The organism is Actinoplanes sp. NPDC048796 (assembly GCF_040650035.1).
Classification (GTDB): domain Bacteria; phylum Actinomycetota; class Actinomycetes; order Mycobacteriales; family Micromonosporaceae; genus Actinoplanes.
Window position 1 is genome coordinate 564,813 of sequence record NZ_JBEZGO010000006.1, and the last position, 15,423, is coordinate 580,235.

The window sequence follows — 15,423 nt, forward strand, 5'->3', positions numbered from 1 at the left end:
GCGGAGCCAGAGTTAACGCGCGTAGAACTCGACTACCAACTGCTCGTCGCACTGGACGCGGATCTCGGAGCGCTGGGGGATGGCGATCACGGTCGTGCGCAGGTCCTCCAGCACCGTGGAGAGGTACGGCGGGGTCGGGCCGTCGACGTGGGCGCCGGCCGCGGCGAGCTGGAACGGCGGCTTCTGCCGGCTGCTCTCGCGCACCTCGACGACCTGGCCCGGCTTGAGCCGGTAGCCGGGGCGGTCGACCTTCTTGCCGTCCACGGTGAAGTGGCCGTGCACGACGAGCTGGCGGGCCTGGTAGACCGTGCGGGCCAGGCCGGCCCGGGTCACCACGGCGTCCAGGCGGCGCTCGAGCAGGCTGACCATGGTCTCGCCGGTCTTGCCCTCGGCCCGGTGGGCGTCGTCGTACGCGCGGCGCATCTGCGACTCGCTGATGTTGTACTGGTGGCGCAGGCGCTGCTTCTCGAGCAGACGGACCTGGTAGTCCGAGGCCTTGCGACGGCTACGGCCGTGCACGCCCGGCGGGAAGGGCCGCTTCTCGAAGTACTTCACGCACTTCGGCGTCAGCGGGATGCCGAGCGCCCGCGAGAGCTTGGCCTTGGGTCGGGAGTTGTTCATGAAGTCTCCGAGGGTCACTTGCGCTTGAGGCTGAGTTTCTAAAACGCCGATGCTACGGTTAGCCTCACCTTACTAAGGCAAGCCTAACCGGTGCCCGGAGGTCCACACCATGCAGCCCACTCACGCCGAGATCGCGCGTACGCTCGCCGCCGGCCACCTGTCCGGCGTCGCGCACATCGCGTGCCGCCCGGGCCCCCTGCCCGTCCGGCACGTCACCGACGCCAACGGCCGTGTGCTGCTGCTGTCGCCCCGCGACGGCGCCTTCGCCGCGGCCCTCGTGCCGCAGGAGGGCAACGACGACACCGCGATGGTGCTCGACATCTCCGACGTGCCGCCGATGGCCGGCTCGCCCGCCCTGGGCCGGGTGTGGATCTCCGGCTGGGCCACCCTCCTCGAGGGCGACGAAGCCCGGGCCGCGGCGCTCGACTACGCCGACGTGGACGCCTCAGGTGACCTGCTCGACGTCGGCGCCGGTCAGGTCCTGCACCGGATGGACGTGGCCGAGGTGCGGTACGAGCGCAACGAGAACCTGGTCGACGTGGACGTCGACGACTGGGCCGAGGCCACCGCCGACCCGCTCTGCCGCATCGAGTTCGACCTGATCGCCGACCTGATCGACCACCACGAGGCCGAGATGAGCGCCTACGTGCGCCGCCAGCTCGGCTCGACGTTCCAGCCCCAGGCCGAGCCCCAGGTCGTACGGATGGACCGGTACGGCTTCATGGTCCGCCTCGACGACAAGCTGGCCCGTCTCGCCTTCCCGCGCCCGGTCACCGACCGCCACGATCTGGCTCATCTGCTGCACCCGGTGCTGTGCCACCGCTGCGGAGACTGAGCGGCTCGGTCAGGAAGCGCTGGACGTTCGGCCCGATCATCGCCGCCAGCAGTGCGGGCTCGGCGCTGGCCAGCGGCTCGATCCGCAGCACGTAGCGGGTGACCATGAGGCCGGCGATCTGGGTGGCGACCAGCGCCGAGCGCATCGGCGCCTCTTGCTGGTCGGCCACCAGCTCGGTCACCGCCCGGCGCAGGATCTGGGTGACCACGAACTCGCGCAGCAGCCGCGCCGTCCACTCGTTGCTCAGCGCCGAGCGGAAGACGGCCAGCGCGGCCGCGCCGGCCGGCGAGTCCCACACCGACAGGGCCATCCGCACCAGCCGCTCGCCGGCCTGCTCACGCGGCCCGGCCAGGGCCTGCGGGATCAGCTCGCCCGGGTTGACCGGCGCGTTCAGGGCGGCCAGGAAAAGCTTCTCCTTGGTGCCGAAGTAGTGGTGCACCAGCGCCGGATCGACCCCGGCCTCGGCCGCGATCGAGCGGATCGACGCCTTGTCGTACCCCTTCTCGGCGAAACAGGACCGGGCGGCCTGAAGGATGGACGCCCGGGTGTCCTGATTGCCGGGGCGCCGCCCGCTCCTGCGTACCAAGAAAGCTCCTAAGCAGTCCGCCGTCGCAGGGTCGCGGCGGCCAGGACGAGCGCGACCACGGCCGCGCCCGTGACGATCACCAGATCCCACCACATCTCGCCGGTCGGCTCGGCGTACCGCCCGACCTGCAGGAGCGCGTCGACCGCGTAGGTCAGCGGCAGCGCGTTGCTGATCGCCTCGAGCCAGCCGGCCATCTGCTCGCGCGGCACGAACAGCCCGCACAGCAGGATCTGCGGCACGACGACCACCGGAAGGAACTGTACGGCCTGGAACTCCGTACGGGCGAAGGCACTGCAGAACAAACCCAGGGCCACCCCGAGTACGGCGTTGAGCACGGCGACCACCACGACGAGCCCGGCGCTGCCGGTGGTCGTCAGGCCGAGCAGCCAGTACGCCGCACCGGTGGCCACCGCGCCTTGGACGGCGGCGGCGAGGCCGAACGCGAGGCCGTACCCGAAAAGCAGGTCCAATCTGCCCATCGGCGTGGTCAGCAGCCGCTCCAGGGTGCCGGTGGTCCGCTCCCGCAGCATCGCGATGCTGGTCACCAGAAACATGATCACGAACGGGAAGATGCCGAGCATGGTCAGCGCGATCCGGTCGAACGTGTTCCCGGCGCCGTCGTACATGAAGTAGATCAGGGTCAGCAGCAGCACCGGCACCACGATGAGCAGGGCCACCGTCCGCCGATCGTGCCGCAGCTGGCGCAGGATCCGCACCGAGGTCGCCAGCAGGATCATGCCGTCACCCGCTCTCGGATGCGCCGGAGGAAAGCCTCCTCAAGGTCGTCCGTGCCGGCCCGCTCGCGGATCGCGGCGGGGGTGTCGTCGCCGATCAGCTCGCCCTCGCGGATCAGCAGCAGCCGGTCGCAGCGCCCGGCCTCGTCCATCACGTGGCTCGAAACCAGCAGCGTCGTGCCGGCGGCGGCGAGCGCGTGGAACTTGCCCCACAGGTCGGCCCGCAGCACCGGATCGAGCCCCACGGTCGGCTCGTCCAGCACGAGCAGCCGCGGCGTGCCGATCAGGGCGCAGGCCAGCGAGGCCCGGCTCCGCTGACCGCCGGAGAGGTTCCCGACCAGCTGCCCGGCCGCGTCCTTGAGCCCCACGTCGTCGATGGCCCGCGACGCCTCGGCCGCGCCGAGCCCGTAGAGGGCGGCGAAGTAGCGCACGTTCTCCCGCACGGTCAGATCGGCGTAGACGCTCGGCGCCTGCGTCACGTAGCCGACCGTGCGCCGCAGCCCCGCGCTGCCGGCCGGCTCCCCGAACACCGTCACCGACCCCGACTTGACGATCTGCACCCCGACGATCGCCCTGATCAGCGTGGTCTTCCCGCTGCCACTGGGCCCGAGCAACCCGGTCACCCGCCCGGTCGGAACGGTGCACGTGATGCCGCGCAGAACCTCTCGTTTGCCCCGCTCGACCACGAGATCACGTACTTCGATCACGGTGCCCTCCAGTTATTCAACGCGTGTTGAGTTCAACGCTAGATGAATTCTGCGGCGCCGTAAATGACAAAAAGCCGCCACCCTCTCGCGAGGGCGGCGGCTTCGGGCGAAACGGGTCAGAGAGCCAGGATGCGGTCCAGGAACTCGCGGTAGCCGCGCATGGCCATGCGCATGCTCTCGGTGTCGGGGCTCTTGTTGCCGCGCAGCGGATCGAGCTCGTCCCGCTCGGCCAGCAGGGCCTCGGTGAGCTCGTTGACCGCGTCGGTGAGCAGGTCGTGAGCGCGGGTCAGGGCGGCCTCGGGATCGTCGACGAATTCGGCCTTCACCTCGTGCCAGGCGGCGCGGAAGTGACGGACCGCGTCCTCGTCCCAGAACGCGATGTTGCCCTCGGCCACGTCGCCCGGGCGCAGCGGCGCCTCCTCCTGCTGCTCGTCGCCGGGCTCGTCGGGGGCGGCGCGACGGCCGCGGCGGGCCGGCTCGGCGTCCTCGAGGCTGGCCGAGCGGCGCGGCAGCGGGGCCGGCTCCTCGTCGACGGTCTTGGCGGTCAGGTCGCCGCTGAACGTCACCGGCGATTTCGAGGGCGGGGCGGCCGGCACCGGAATGCTGGCCGAGGCCGCGCGCGGGGCCGGGACACCCGAGACCGGGCCGGCCTCCGGGTCGGGCAGCGCGGGCGTGTAGGACGCGGGCTCACCGTAGTTGCCACCGAAGCCGAGGCTCGAGGAACCGAGCCCCGTCGAGCCCAGGCCGTTGGAGCCCAGGCCGTTGGAGCCCAGGCCGTTGGGGCTCAGCCCGTTGGAGCCCAGCCCGTTGGGGCTCAGGCCGTTGGAAGCGGGGCCGGTGGAGCCCGGTCCCGTGGAGCCCAGCGCCGGCGAGACCGGGGCCGAGGAGACCGGCGCGCCCGAGACAGGCGCCCCGGAGACCGGCGCGCCCGAGGTCGGCGTGACGGTCGGGTGCTTGGAGGTGGGCACGGACGCCCAGCCGGTGGCCCCGGTCGCCCCCGTGGGGCCGGAGACGGGCGCCGACCCGTTCTCGCCCGTCGTCGGGATGCGTCCGTTCATGTCATCACGCCCGTTCTCGTCGTTCTCGTCCACCTGCTCGCGGCCATCCACAGTAGAGGCGCGGCCGTTCGTCTCGCCGTGGCTGTGCCCGTTGAGGCCGGCGGGACGCGGCTCGAGCGGGTTGTGCCCGCCGAACAGCATCCGGCCGTTGCGGCCGCCGAGACCGAACCCGCCGAAGGTGGCGGGGTCGCGGTCCCAGGGGTTGGTCCGAGCGGACTCTACGGCCGGGGCGGCACCGTCCTCGCGCTCAGAGGCCTCGGAGTGATCAGTATCCCGATCGGGCAGACCGTGCTGACCACCGGGAACGGGCAGCGGCGGCGTGGCCGCCGGCCGCGCCGACTCGGGCCGGGCCGACGGGATCGGACTGTTGCCGGACGGAATCGGGCCGTTGCCGGGCGCCGGCCGCGGCGGCTGGGGCTCCTCGGCCGGCTTGTCGCTCTCCTCCCGCGCGGACGGCGGCGACGTGGGCGGGCTGTCGGGCGTTTCCGGCTGGCGGCGGGAGCCGAGCGCGACCATCTCGGTTTCACTCGAATGGGTGGCCGGCGTCTCGGCCGATTCGGCGGTGGTGGCCTCGTCCTCCCCTTCGCGGTGCACCGGCCAGAAGCGGGCCAGGCCGCGGTTGGACCGCGCGTTGTCGGGGCTGGACGTCGGCTCCATTGCTTTCAGACTCCCGTCGAACTGCGCGCGCCGCCGCTGAAGGAGGTGGGCGGATGCGCCCTGGCTGGGCGCGGCGCACGACGACGGTACCGTTCCGCGCCGCCGGGCACACCCCCTGTGCCCGGATCGTGGGCCGCGTCGTGCTGCGTAAAAGCCCGTTCGGCCGATGGGGGAGAATCGTCGTGTGGCAGTCACGACCGATCTCGACCCGGCCATCGCGGCCCGGCTCAAGCGCACCCCCGACGGCCTCGTCGCGGCGATCGTGCGCGAGCACGGCACCGGCGATGTCCTCATGCTCGCGTGGATGGACGACGAGGCGCTGCATCGCACCCTGACCACCGGCCGCGCCACCTATTGGTCGCGCAGCCGCCAGGAGTACTGGGTCAAGGGCGCCACCTCCGGCCACCACCAGTTCGTCAAGAGCGTGGCCCTCGACTGCGACGGCGACGCCCTGCTGGTGACCGTCGAGCAGACCGGCGCCGCCTGCCACACGGGCGAGCACACCTGCTTCTTCGACGAGCTCGAGGTGTCGGGCCAGTGACCAGCGGCGCGGTCTTTCCCAGCGAAGCGGACTTCCTGCGTTCCGGCAAGAGGGTCGTCCCGATCACCAGACGGCTGCTGGCCGACGGCGAGACGCCGGTCGGCGTCTACACCAAGCTGGCCGGCGGTCCCGGCACCTTCCTGCTGGAGTCGGCCGAGCAGGGCGCCGGCCCGTCCGGCGCGGCCTGGTCGCGGTACTCGTTCGTCGGGGTCCGGAGCGCGGCCACCCTGGTCGAGCGCGACGGTGAGGCGCACTGGCTCGGGGCGCCGCCCGCCGGCGTACCTCTCAATGGTGATCCGGTGACGGCCCTGCGGGAAACCGTGGCCGCGCTGGCCGACGGCCCGGCCGCCGGCGATCTGCCCCCGCTGACCGGCGGCATGGTCGGCTATCTCAGCTACGACCTGGTGCGCCGCTTCGAGCGGCTGCCCCGCACGGCGAGCGACGACCTGCCGCTGCCCGAGCTCGGCATGATGCTCGCGACCGACCTGGTCGTGCTCGACCACTACGACGGCTCGGCCATCCTGGTCGCCAACGCGGTGCTGGCCGACGGCGCCTCCGAGACCGACCGGCGGGCCGCGTACCACCAGGCCGTGGGCCGGCTCGACGCGATGACGACCGCGCTGTCCCGGCCGACCCCGCCGATGATCTCCACGGTGGAGCGCCGTCCGGCGGGGGAGCCGGTCAGCCGTACCGCCCCCGGCGAATATCAGAAGGCCGTCGAGGAGGCCAAGGAGGCGATCCGGGCCGGCGAGTGCTTCCAGATCGTGGTGGCGCAGCGGTTCGAGCGCCCGACCGACGCCAACCCGCTCGACGTGTACCGGGTGCTGCGGGCGACCAACCCGAGCCCGTACATGTACCTGTTGCGCTTCGACGGTTTCGACATCGTCGGCTCGTCGCCCGAGGCCCATCTGAAGGTCAGCGCCGACATCGGCACGCGCCGCGCGCTGCTGCACCCGATCGCCGGCACCCGCTGGCGGGGCGCCACCCCCGAGCAGGACAACGCGCTCGCGGCCGAGCTGCTGGCCGACCCCAAGGAACGCTCCGAGCACGTCATGCTGGTCGACCTGGGCCGCAACGACCTGGGCCGGGTCTGCAAGCCGGGCACGGTCGAGGTGCCCGAGTTCGCCCGCATCGAGCGGTACAGCCACGTCATGCACATCGTCTCGACGGTCACCGGCGAGCTTCGCGACGACCAGAGCGCCTTCGACGCGCTGGCCGCGACGTTCCCGGCCGGCACGCTGTCCGGCGCCCCCAAGGTCCGCGCCATGGAGATCATCGAGTCGCTGGAGCCGACCCGCCGCGGACTCTACGGCGGCACGGTCGGCTACTTCGGCTTCGCCGGCGACATGGACATGGCCATCGCGATCCGGACGGCTCTGCTCAAGGACGGCACGGCCTACGTGGGCGCCGGCGCCGGCATCGTGGCCGACTCCGACCCGGCCGCCGAGGAGCAGGAGACCCGCAACAAGGCGGCCGCCGTGCTGGCCGCGATCGCCTCAGCGGAAACCTTGCGCGCCGCGCGATGAACCACCGCCGTTCCTACCTGCTGTCCCTTCTCGCCTGCCTGGCCGGCGCCGGTCTCGCCGCCTACGGCGCGACGCGCACGTGGTCGCTCGACGTGGTCCACCGGCCGGGAATGTCCGATGTGCGCACCCCGCAGACCGGCGCCGACCTGGAACCCTGGCTGATCGGCCTGGCGCTGGTCGCCCTGGCCGGCACGGGCGCGCTGCTGGCCACGCACGGCTGGGTGCGGCGCGGCCTCGGCGTCCTGCTCACCCTGGCCGGCCTGGGCGTCATCGCCGGCGCGATCGCCGGCCGCCTCGGCCTGGACGTCGGCGAGGCCGGTTCGGGGGCCACGCTCTGGCCGGTCGCCTGCGCTCTGGGCGGCGCGATCATCGCGGCCGGCGGTCTCACTGCCGCGCGTCAGGGCCATCTGTGGTCACGCATGTCGGCACGGTACGAACGTAAGCCGGCCCAGCCGCACTCGCCCGAACCGGGAAGCTCGGCGCGGCCGAGCGGGGGGTCCGGGCCGTTGGCGGCCGCCGGGCGCAAGACGCCGGAGGAAACCCCGGTCGACCCCCGTACGGCCTGGGACGCCCTCGACCGCGGCGACGACCCCACGTCCTGATCAGGCCAGCACCAGCAGGTCGTACCGCCGCCCGTCGTTCTCGGCCGTCTCCACGTGGACGAAGCCGCAACGCTCCAGAACACGCCGCGACGCCAGGTTGCCGACGTCAGTGGTCCCGTACAGCGGCCTGGTGGTCTCGATCTCGAGGTACAGGCGCAGGGCGCCGGTGCCGATCGACCGCCCCCAGAACTCCTGCCCCAGCCAGTAGCCGACTTCCCGGCGGCCGTCCTGCCACCACGACACCACGTTCCCGGCGATCCGCTCGCCGGACAGGACCGTCCGGGCCGTCACGGCCTCGTCGGCGAGGATCCGCTCGGTCCAGTGGGTGTGGAAGGTGTCGCGGTCGCGGGCCGGGAAGTTGGCCCGCCGGACGGCCTGGGGCTCTTGTTGGTGCGCGAAGAAAGTGTCGAGATCGGTCGGGCGCACCGCGCGCAGTGTCACCGGTTCAGGCATGCGCCGATTCTGACCCCAACGGGTGATCTTGGAAGGGTCAGGCGGTCGTGGCGAGCGAGCGCGCGGCGGCCGGGCGCTTCGGGGCCGTCTGCTTCGCGACCGTTTGCTTCGCGACCGGGTGCTTCGCGACCGGGTGCTTCGCGACCGGGTGCTTCGCGACCGGGACCGAGCGGCGGGCGACCAGGGCGGCCACCTCGCGGCTGAGCTCGGCCCGGGCCTCGTGGCGGGCGCGGTCCTCCAGGGTGGCGGCCCAGGCGTTGTCGCGGGCCGTGCGCACCCTGTCGGGGCCGATCACCACCCGCTGGAGGCCGGCGAAGAGGTCGGCGGCGGCGGAGACCAGGGCGCGGGGGGTGTCGGCGAGGCCGGCATCGGTCCGGGAGGCTGCCATGGCATTACTCCACATCGCTGGTAGGCATCGACAAGAGGAAACGTCCGGGGACGCCCGAACCAGTTTGCCTCGCCCACATCATGGCGGGACCGTATTTCCGGAGCGTGACGTGCGCGTCAACGCGCCGTGGGATCCACCGATCAGATGAGGTGCCGCAGCCCAGCGGCCCGGAGCGGGCGTGACCCATGTGACCGAAGTGACACACCGCCGTTGATCAGGCCGCATTATGCCCGAGCCCATCTCGTGAGGCGTGCCATACCCCGGGGGGCCTTGCGCGACCGCGACCTCCTAGCATCGGGCGGAGGACACCCGGAGAGGGGAGTCATTACGTGACATCCGATCAGCAGACGGAAGCGGGCACTGGCGGACCGCAGAACGTGCTGGAGGAGATCCTCGCAGGAGTGCGCGAGGACGTGGCGGCACGGCAGAAGCAGGTGCCGCTGGAGCAGGTTCGCGAGCTGGCGGCGGCGGCGCCACCGGCCATCGACGCTTACGCGGCGCTGCGTAAGCCTGGCGTGGCGGTGATCGCCGAGGTGAAGCGGTCGTCGCCCTCCAAGGGGGCGCTGGCCGAGATCCCCGACCCGGCCGAGCTGGCGGGGGAGTACGCGGCGGGCGGCGCCCGCGTCATCAGCGTGCTCACCGAGGGCCGGTGGTTCGGCGGTTCGCTCGACGATCTGAAGGCGGTTCGCGCCTCCGTTCAGATCCCGGTGCTCCGCAAGGACTTCGTGATCTCCTCCTATCAGGTGCACGAGGCCCGGGCCCACGGCGCCGACGTGGTGCTGCTCATCGTGGCCGCCCTCGAGCAGAACGTGCTGATGGGCCTGCTCGAGCGCATCGAGTCGCTGGGCATGACCGCGCTCGTCGAGGTGCACAACGAGGAGGAGGCCGACCGGGCTCTGGAGGCGAACGCCAAGGTCATCGGGGTCAACGCCCGTGACCTGCGCACGCTTCAGGTCGACCGGTCCGTCTTCGAGCGCATCGCGCCGGGCCTGCCCAACAACGTCGTCAAGATCGCCGAGTCGGGGGTGCGGGGACCGCACGACCTGATCCGGTACGCGTCGGCCGGCGCCGACGCCGTGCTGGTCGGCGAGGGCCTGGTGACCCAGAAGAGCCCGCGTGACGCCGTGGCCGAGCTGGTCAACGCCGGCAACCACCCCGCGACGCCGCGGCCCGTTCGATGAGCGCGCCGTCGTTGCCGGACCTGGCCGGTCACTTCGGCCGGTACGGCGGGCGTTTCGTGCCCGAGGCGCTGGTGCGGGCGCTCGACGAGCTCGACGCGGCGTACCGGTCGGCCAAGACCGACCCGGTGTTCCAGGCCGAGTTCGAGAACCTGCTGGTGAACTACGCCGGCGTGCCCTCGCTGCTCTACCGGGCGGAGCGCCTGTCGGCCGCGGTCGGCGCCGAGATCCTGCTCAAGCGCGAGGACCTGAACCACACCGGCGCCCACAAGGTGCGCAACGTGCTGGGCCAGGCGCTGCTGGCCAAGCGGATGGGCAAGCCACGGGTCATCGCCGAAACCGGCGCCGGCCAGCACGGCGTGGCCTCGGCCACCGCGGCCGCCCTGCTCGACCTCGAGTGCGTGGTCTACATGGGCGAGACCGACACCGAGCGGCAGGCGCTGAATGTGGCCCGCATGCGCATGCTCGGCGCCACGGTCGTGCCGGTGACGAACGGGTCGCGCACGCTCAAGGACGCGCTCAACGAGGCGCTGCGCGACTGGGTGGCCAGCGTCGACTCGACGCACTACCTGCTCGGCACGGCGGCCGGACCGCACCCGTTCCCCGAGATCGTCCGCGATTTCGTGGGCGGCATCGGCGTCGAGGCCCGGGCGCAGTGCTTCGAGCTGATCGGCCGGCTGCCCGACGCGGTGGCGGCCTGCGTGGGCGGCGGCTCGAACGCGATCGGCATCTTCCACGCCTTCGTGCCCGACGAGTCGGTCGAGCTGTACGGCTTCGAGGCGGGTGGCGACGGCGTCGAGACCGGCCGGCACGCCGCGTCGATCACCGGTGGCTCGTCAGGCGTGCTGCACGGCGCCCGGACGTACGTGCTGCAGGACGGCGACGGCCAGACGGTCGAGTCGCATTCCATCTCGGCCGGCCTCGACTACCCGGGCGTCGGCCCGGAGCACGCCTGGCTGCACGACACGGGCCGGGCCACGTACGAGCCGGTGACCGACGCCGAGGCGATGGTCGCGTTCCAGCTGCTCTGCCGCACCGAGGGCATCATCCCGGCCATCGAGAGCGCGCACGCGCTGGCCGGCGCCGCCCGGATCGCCCCGCGGCTGCGGGCCGAGCTGGGCCGTACGCCGACCATCGTGGTCAACCTGTCCGGCCGCGGCGACAAGGACGTGCACACCGCGGGCGCGTACTTCGGCATTCTCGACCCGGTCGAGACGATCGTTCCCGGGGAGCAGGAGTAAGACATGACGATCGCTGACGTCTTCGCCAAGGCGAAAGCCGAGAACCGGTCGGTGCTCATCGGCTGCATGCCGGCCGGCTTCCCGACCGTCGAGGACAGCATCGCCTCGATGATCGCGATGCACGAGGCCGGCTGCGACGTCATCGAGGTCGAGCTGCCGTACTCGGACCCGGTCATGGACGGCCCGGTCATCCAGAAGGCGAGCGACATCGCGCTCGCGGCCGGCGTCCGTACCCGGGACACCCTCAAGATCATTGAGGCCGTGTCCCGTACGGGAGCCCCGGTCGTCCTGATGACCTACTGGAACCCCATCGAGAAGTACGGGGTCAACACCTTCGCCCGGGACCTGGCCTCGGCCGGCGCCACCGGCATGATCACGCCGGACCTGATCCCGGACGAGGCGGCCGAGTGGATCGCGGCCTCCGACGAGTACCGGATCGACCGCACCTTCCTGGTCTCGCCGTCCTCGACCGACGAGCGCATCGCGATGACCGTCGCCCAGTGCCGCGGCTTCGTCTACGCCACCGCGCTGATGGGCGTCACCGGCGCCCGCACCTCGGTGTCGTCGCAGGCCCCCGAGCTGGTCGACCGGGTGCGGCACGCCGACCCGCAGATGCCGGTCGGTGTGGGTTTGGGCGTCGGCAACGGGGCGCAGGCGGCCGAGGTCGCCGGTTTCGCCGACGGCGTGATCGTGGGCAGCGCGCTGATCCGCAGCGTGCTCGAGGCGCCCGATCGCGCCACCGGGCTGTCCCGGCTGCGCGCGCTCAGCGCCGAACTGGCCGAGGGCGTGCGCAACCCGCGAAACTAGACCCGCCCTGATCACCCGCCTCGCAGTCTTCGACGGTAGCGTGTGCAACCGTGATTACCGCCGCGATCCCGAGTCCGACGACGTCCGTCTGGCATGTGCTCGGGCTGCCCGTCCGGGCGTACGCGCTCTGCATCGTGCTGGGCATCGTCGCCGCCCTCTACATCCTGGAATACCGGATGCGCAGCCGCGGCGTGGCCCGCTGGGCCTCGCTCGACATCGCGGTGTGGGCGGTGCCGTTCGGCATCGTCGGCGCCCGGATCTATCACCTGATCACCTCGCCGCAGGACTACTTCGGCGCCGGCGGTGACCCGATCCGCGCCTTCTACATCTGGGAGGGCGGCCTCGGCATCTGGGGCGCGGTGATCGGCGGCGCGGTCGGCGCGTACATCGGCTGCCGCCAGCTCGGCCTGCCGTTCGCGCTGGTCGCCGACTCGCTCGCGGTCGGCCTGCCGGTGGCCCAGGGCGTCGGCCGGCTCGGCAACTGGTTCAACAACGAGCTGTACGGCAAGGTCACCACACTGCCGTGGGGTCTCGAGGTCCACGACATGGACCGCTCGAACCCGGGCCACGCCACGGTGATCGACGGGCAACCCGTGACACTGCCCGACCTCTACCATCCGACGTTCCTGTACGAGCTGGTCTGGGACCTGGGCGTCGCGCTGCTGGTGTGGCTGGCCGACCGCAAGTTCAAGTTCGGCCGGGGCCGCGCCTTCGCGCTGTACGTGATGGCGTACACGGCCGGGCGGGCCTGGATCGAGATGCTGCGGGTCGACGAGGCCAACCACTTCTTCGGCATCCGGCTCAACGTGTTCACCGCGATCGTCTTCTTCCTGCTCGCGCTGATCTACTTCCTGGTGGTCCGCGGCCCCCGGGCGTACGTGGTGCCCGACGACGCCCCCGAGACGCAGCCCGAGCCGGCCGCCGAGAGCGACGTCAGCCAGGTCGACGTCACTGGCGAGGCCCAGCCGGCCCGCGCCCCCAAGGGCTACCAGGTGGTCAGCCACCATCGCTTCGAGGAGTACCGCCGGACCGGCATCCTGCCTCCGGAGACCCCGCAGGACATGGCCGAGGAGATCGCGGCCGGCGGCCACCCGCTCGAGCCGGCCGACCCCGCCGGCCCGGCCGGCGTCGGCGAGGCCGTCCTGGCCACCGGGGCCGCGGCCGGCGCCGGCCCCGACGGTGCCTCCGGCGGCGACGTGGACGTCGAGACGCCGCGCAAAAACGACGAACGCTGATCAAGGCCGGCGGCGGGGTGGTCGGACGGGCGGTCGTGGTCGGAGCCGGGATGGCCGGGCTGGCCACGGCCGGCGCTCTGTCCCGCTCCGGCTGGCGGGTGACGCTGCTGGAACGGGCCGAGCGGGTCGCCGCCCCGCCGACCGCCCTGGTGCTGTGGCCGAACGGCCGCCGCGCCCTGGAAGCCCTCGACCCGGCCGGCGGCTGGTCGTCGATCGCGTCCCCGCTGCCCGACGGCGGCGTCCGCCGCCCCGACGGCCAGTGGCTGGTGACCCCGCGCGGGCGTACCGGCTCGGGCCCGGCCCCGGCCGCGGCACGCCTGGAGGACCTGTACGACGTGCTGATCGCCGGCCTCGGCGACAACGTGCAGATGCGGACCGGCTTCGCGGTGACCACGATCCGCACCGGCCCGGACCGGCGCCCCGAGGTGGGTGACGGCCACACGATGATCGAAGCCGACCTGGTCGTGGCGGCCGACGGCATCGACAGCCGCGTCCGGCGGCAGCTGGCCCCCGAATCGGCCGCGGTGAGTTCCGGCTTCGCCGACTGGCAGGCGGTAGTCCCCGCCCACCGGTTGTCGTCCGGCCACACCACAGGCGGCGAGACCCTGGGGGCCGGCTACCGCTTCGTGTCGATCCCGCTCGGCCCCGGCCGGGGCGTCTACTGGGTGGCGACCGCGGCCGGCGCGCCCCGCCCCGAGTCCCCGGCCACCCAGCTCACCCTGCTGCGCCGCTGGTTCGCCGGCTGGCCCGACCCGGTCGGCGAGCTGCTGGCCGCGACCACCCCGGCCGACCTGGTGCCGCACGAGGTGCGCGAGCTGCGCCCACTGCCCCGCACATTCGACTTCCCCTCCGGCCCCGGCGGCGTAGTCCTGCTGGGCGACGCGGCCCACGCGATGCCCCACCACCTGGGCCAGGGGGCGTGCCTGGCTTTCGAGGACGCGGCCACGCTGGCCGCCCTGACCTCGGACGCGCCACCCGGCCCCGGCCTGGTGGCGGCCCTGGAGACGTACAGCCGCCTACGCCGCCCCCGCACCACCAGCGTGGTCCGCCAGACCCGCCGCATGTCAGCCGTCGTCCAGGCCCGCGGCCGCCTGGCCTTGCGCGCCCGCGACGCCGCCCTCAACCACATGCGCCCCCGAATGATGGCCCCCACACCGGACTGGTCACCCCCGAACTGACCCCCTCCCGAGCTGGCCGTCTCCCGAGCTGGCCGTCTCCCGAGCTGACCGCCGAGCTGGCTGGGAGCCGAGCTGGCTGACCGCCGAGCTGGCTGGGAGCCGAGTTGGCTGGCGGCCGAGCTGGCTGGCCGCCCCGCCCGAGCTGACCGCCGAGCTGGCTGGGAGCCGAGCTGGCTGACCGCCGAGCTGGCTGGGAGCCGAGCTGGCTGGCCGCCGCCCGAGCTGACCGCCGAGCTGGCGGGGAGCCGAGCTGGGTCGTGCCCGCTGAGGTGGTGTATGACTCGGCCATCGCTGATCCGTGTGTGTTGATGCTAGGCGGCGATCTCTGTGGTCTGGTCGGCTTCGGTGTCTTGGCTGGTCTTGACTGGTGTGAGGCGGGCTTTGCGGATGAGGTCCAGGCTCATGTAGCGGCGTCCTTCGACCCATTCATCGGTTTGTTCGGCGAGCACGGCGCCGACGAGGCGGATGATCGCGGCTCGGTTCGGGAAGATCCCGACGACATCGGTGCGCCGGCGGATCTCTTTGTTCAAGCGTTCCTGGGGGTTGTTCGACCAGATCTGACGCCAGAGCTCACGCGGGAACGCGGTGAACGCCAACAGGTCGGCGCGGGCGTCGTCGAGGTGTTCGGCGGCGTCACCGAACTTCTCGCCGATCATCTCCAAGACCCGGGCGTATTGGGCTTCGACCGCGGCGGTGTCGGGTTGGTCGAAGACCGTGCGGACCAGGGTGGCGACCCACGGCTGCGCGGATTTGGGGACTTTGGCGAGCAGGTTGCGCAGATAGTGGGTGCGGCAACGCTGCCAGGACGCGCCCGGCAGCGCGGCCCCGATCGCGTTGACCAGCCCGGCGTGGGCATCGGAGACGACCAGGCGGACCCCGGACAGGCCGCGGGCGGTCAACGAGCGCAGGAAGGCCAGCCAGCCGGCCCCGTCCTCATCGCTGCTGATGTCCAGGCCGAGGACTTCCCTGCCGCCGTCGGCGTTGACCCCGACCGCGACCAGGCCATGGACGTTGATGATCCGGCCGTGTTCGCGGACCTTGATGACCAGGGCGTCGAGCCAGACGAACACATACGG

General features: G+C 72.3%; 17 protein-coding genes. 9 read left to right on the top strand and 8 right to left on the bottom strand.

Translation table 11 applies throughout. From position 1 onward, the window contains the following. Window positions 1-12 precede the first annotated feature (12 nt). Window positions 13-621: a 30S ribosomal protein S4 gene (gene rpsD / locus AB0C26_RS27115; protein WP_360253095.1), complete on the bottom strand. Its 609-nt coding sequence runs from the start codon at window positions 619-621 to the stop codon at window positions 13-15. 109 nt (window positions 622-730) lie between these two features. On the opposite strand from rpsD, the gene AB0C26_RS27120 reads away from it, so the two are divergent. Continuing rightward, window positions 731-1,456 carry a DUF2470 domain-containing protein gene (locus tag AB0C26_RS27120; RefSeq protein WP_360253097.1) on the top strand — a complete coding sequence of 242 codons (726 nt, stop codon included), beginning with the start codon at window positions 731-733 and terminating at the stop codon, window positions 1,454-1,456. Here AB0C26_RS27120 and AB0C26_RS27125 read toward each other — a convergent pair. From AB0C26_RS27125 to AB0C26_RS27140, 4 genes are all read right to left on the bottom strand, one after another. Further along, window positions 1,392-2,042, bottom strand: a complete 651-nt coding sequence (locus tag AB0C26_RS27125; protein ID WP_360253099.1) for a TetR family transcriptional regulator — start codon at window positions 2,040-2,042, stop codon at window positions 1,392-1,394. The two genes, AB0C26_RS27120 and AB0C26_RS27125, sit on opposite strands and share 65 nt — an antisense overlap. A gap of 8 nt (window positions 2,043-2,050) precedes the next feature. Then, window positions 2,051-2,779 carry an ABC transporter permease gene (locus AB0C26_RS27130; RefSeq protein ID WP_360253101.1) on the bottom strand — a complete coding sequence of 243 codons (729 nt, stop codon included), beginning with the start codon at window positions 2,777-2,779 and terminating at the stop codon, window positions 2,051-2,053. Continuing rightward, window positions 2,776-3,495 (bottom strand): ABC transporter ATP-binding protein, encoded by a 720-nt coding sequence (locus tag AB0C26_RS27135; protein ID WP_360253182.1) that lies wholly within the window; start codon window positions 3,493-3,495, stop codon window positions 2,776-2,778. The genes AB0C26_RS27130 and AB0C26_RS27135 overlap by 4 nt, the downstream gene beginning before the upstream one ends. A 104-nt stretch (window positions 3,496-3,599) precedes the next feature. Continuing rightward, the gene (locus AB0C26_RS27140; RefSeq protein ID WP_360253103.1) at window positions 3,600-5,198 is read right to left on the bottom strand and encodes a hypothetical protein; all 1,599 of its coding nucleotides are present in this window, start codon (window positions 5,196-5,198) and stop codon (window positions 3,600-3,602) included. A gap of 166 nt (window positions 5,199-5,364) precedes the next feature. Here AB0C26_RS27140 and hisI point away from each other — a divergent pair, with 166 nt between their 5' ends. From hisI to AB0C26_RS27155, 3 genes are read left to right on the top strand one after another with little or no spacing between them, the layout of a single operon-like run. Beyond that, window positions 5,365-5,739, top strand: coding sequence for a phosphoribosyl-AMP cyclohydrolase (gene hisI, locus AB0C26_RS27145; RefSeq protein ID WP_360253105.1), 375 nt, complete (start codon window positions 5,365-5,367; stop codon window positions 5,737-5,739). Beyond that, a complete protein-coding gene (locus AB0C26_RS27150) occupies window positions 5,736-7,265 on the top strand; it encodes an anthranilate synthase component I (protein ID WP_360253107.1) in 1,530 nt (509 codons plus the stop codon). The genes hisI and AB0C26_RS27150 overlap by 4 nt, the downstream gene beginning before the upstream one ends. Then, window positions 7,262-7,867 carry a Trp biosynthesis-associated membrane protein gene (locus tag AB0C26_RS27155; protein WP_360253109.1) on the top strand — a complete coding sequence of 202 codons (606 nt, stop codon included), beginning with the start codon at window positions 7,262-7,264 and terminating at the stop codon, window positions 7,865-7,867. Before AB0C26_RS27150 ends, AB0C26_RS27155 begins: the two co-directional genes overlap by 4 nt. Here AB0C26_RS27155 and AB0C26_RS27160 read toward each other — a convergent pair whose 3' ends face one another. Beyond that, window positions 7,868-8,320: a GNAT family N-acetyltransferase gene (locus AB0C26_RS27160; protein ID WP_360253111.1), complete on the bottom strand. Its 453-nt coding sequence runs from the start codon at window positions 8,318-8,320 to the stop codon at window positions 7,868-7,870. It abuts the gene before it with no gap. 37 nt (window positions 8,321-8,357) lie between these two features. Then, on the bottom strand, window positions 8,358-8,708 hold the full coding sequence (locus AB0C26_RS27165) for a hypothetical protein (RefSeq protein ID WP_360253113.1): 351 nt from the start codon (window positions 8,706-8,708) through the stop codon (window positions 8,358-8,360). A gap of 377 nt (window positions 8,709-9,085) precedes the next feature. On the opposite strand from AB0C26_RS27165, the gene trpC reads away from it, so the two are divergent. The 5 genes from trpC to AB0C26_RS27190 are packed head-to-tail and all read left to right on the top strand — an operon-like array spanning window position 9,086 to window position 14,347. Beyond that, on the top strand, window positions 9,086-9,889 hold the full coding sequence (gene trpC, locus AB0C26_RS27170) for an indole-3-glycerol phosphate synthase TrpC (RefSeq protein WP_360253184.1): 804 nt from the start codon (window positions 9,086-9,088) through the stop codon (window positions 9,887-9,889). Continuing rightward, on the top strand, window positions 9,886-11,127 hold the full coding sequence (trpB, locus tag AB0C26_RS27175) for a tryptophan synthase subunit beta (protein WP_360253115.1): 1,242 nt from the start codon (window positions 9,886-9,888) through the stop codon (window positions 11,125-11,127). Before trpC ends, trpB begins: the two co-directional genes overlap by 4 nt. Window positions 11,128-11,130: 3 nt before the next feature. Continuing rightward, window positions 11,131-11,934: a tryptophan synthase subunit alpha gene (gene trpA / locus AB0C26_RS27180; RefSeq protein ID WP_360253117.1), complete on the top strand. Its 804-nt coding sequence runs from the start codon at window positions 11,131-11,133 to the stop codon at window positions 11,932-11,934. Between the two features lie 50 nt (window positions 11,935-11,984). Continuing rightward, on the top strand, window positions 11,985-13,169 hold the full coding sequence (lgt, locus tag AB0C26_RS27185; RefSeq protein ID WP_360253119.1) for a prolipoprotein diacylglyceryl transferase: 1,185 nt from the start codon (window positions 11,985-11,987) through the stop codon (window positions 13,167-13,169). Window positions 13,170-13,186: 17 nt separating this feature from the next. Further along, window positions 13,187-14,347 carry an NAD(P)/FAD-dependent oxidoreductase gene (locus AB0C26_RS27190; RefSeq protein WP_360253121.1) on the top strand — a complete coding sequence of 387 codons (1,161 nt, stop codon included), beginning with the start codon at window positions 13,187-13,189 and terminating at the stop codon, window positions 14,345-14,347. Window positions 14,348-14,658: 311 nt separating this feature from the next. Here the strand turns inward: AB0C26_RS27190 and AB0C26_RS27195 are convergent. After that, the coding region (locus tag AB0C26_RS27195; RefSeq protein WP_360253123.1) for an IS256 family transposase at window positions 14,659-15,423 on the bottom strand (765 nt) is incomplete at its 5' end.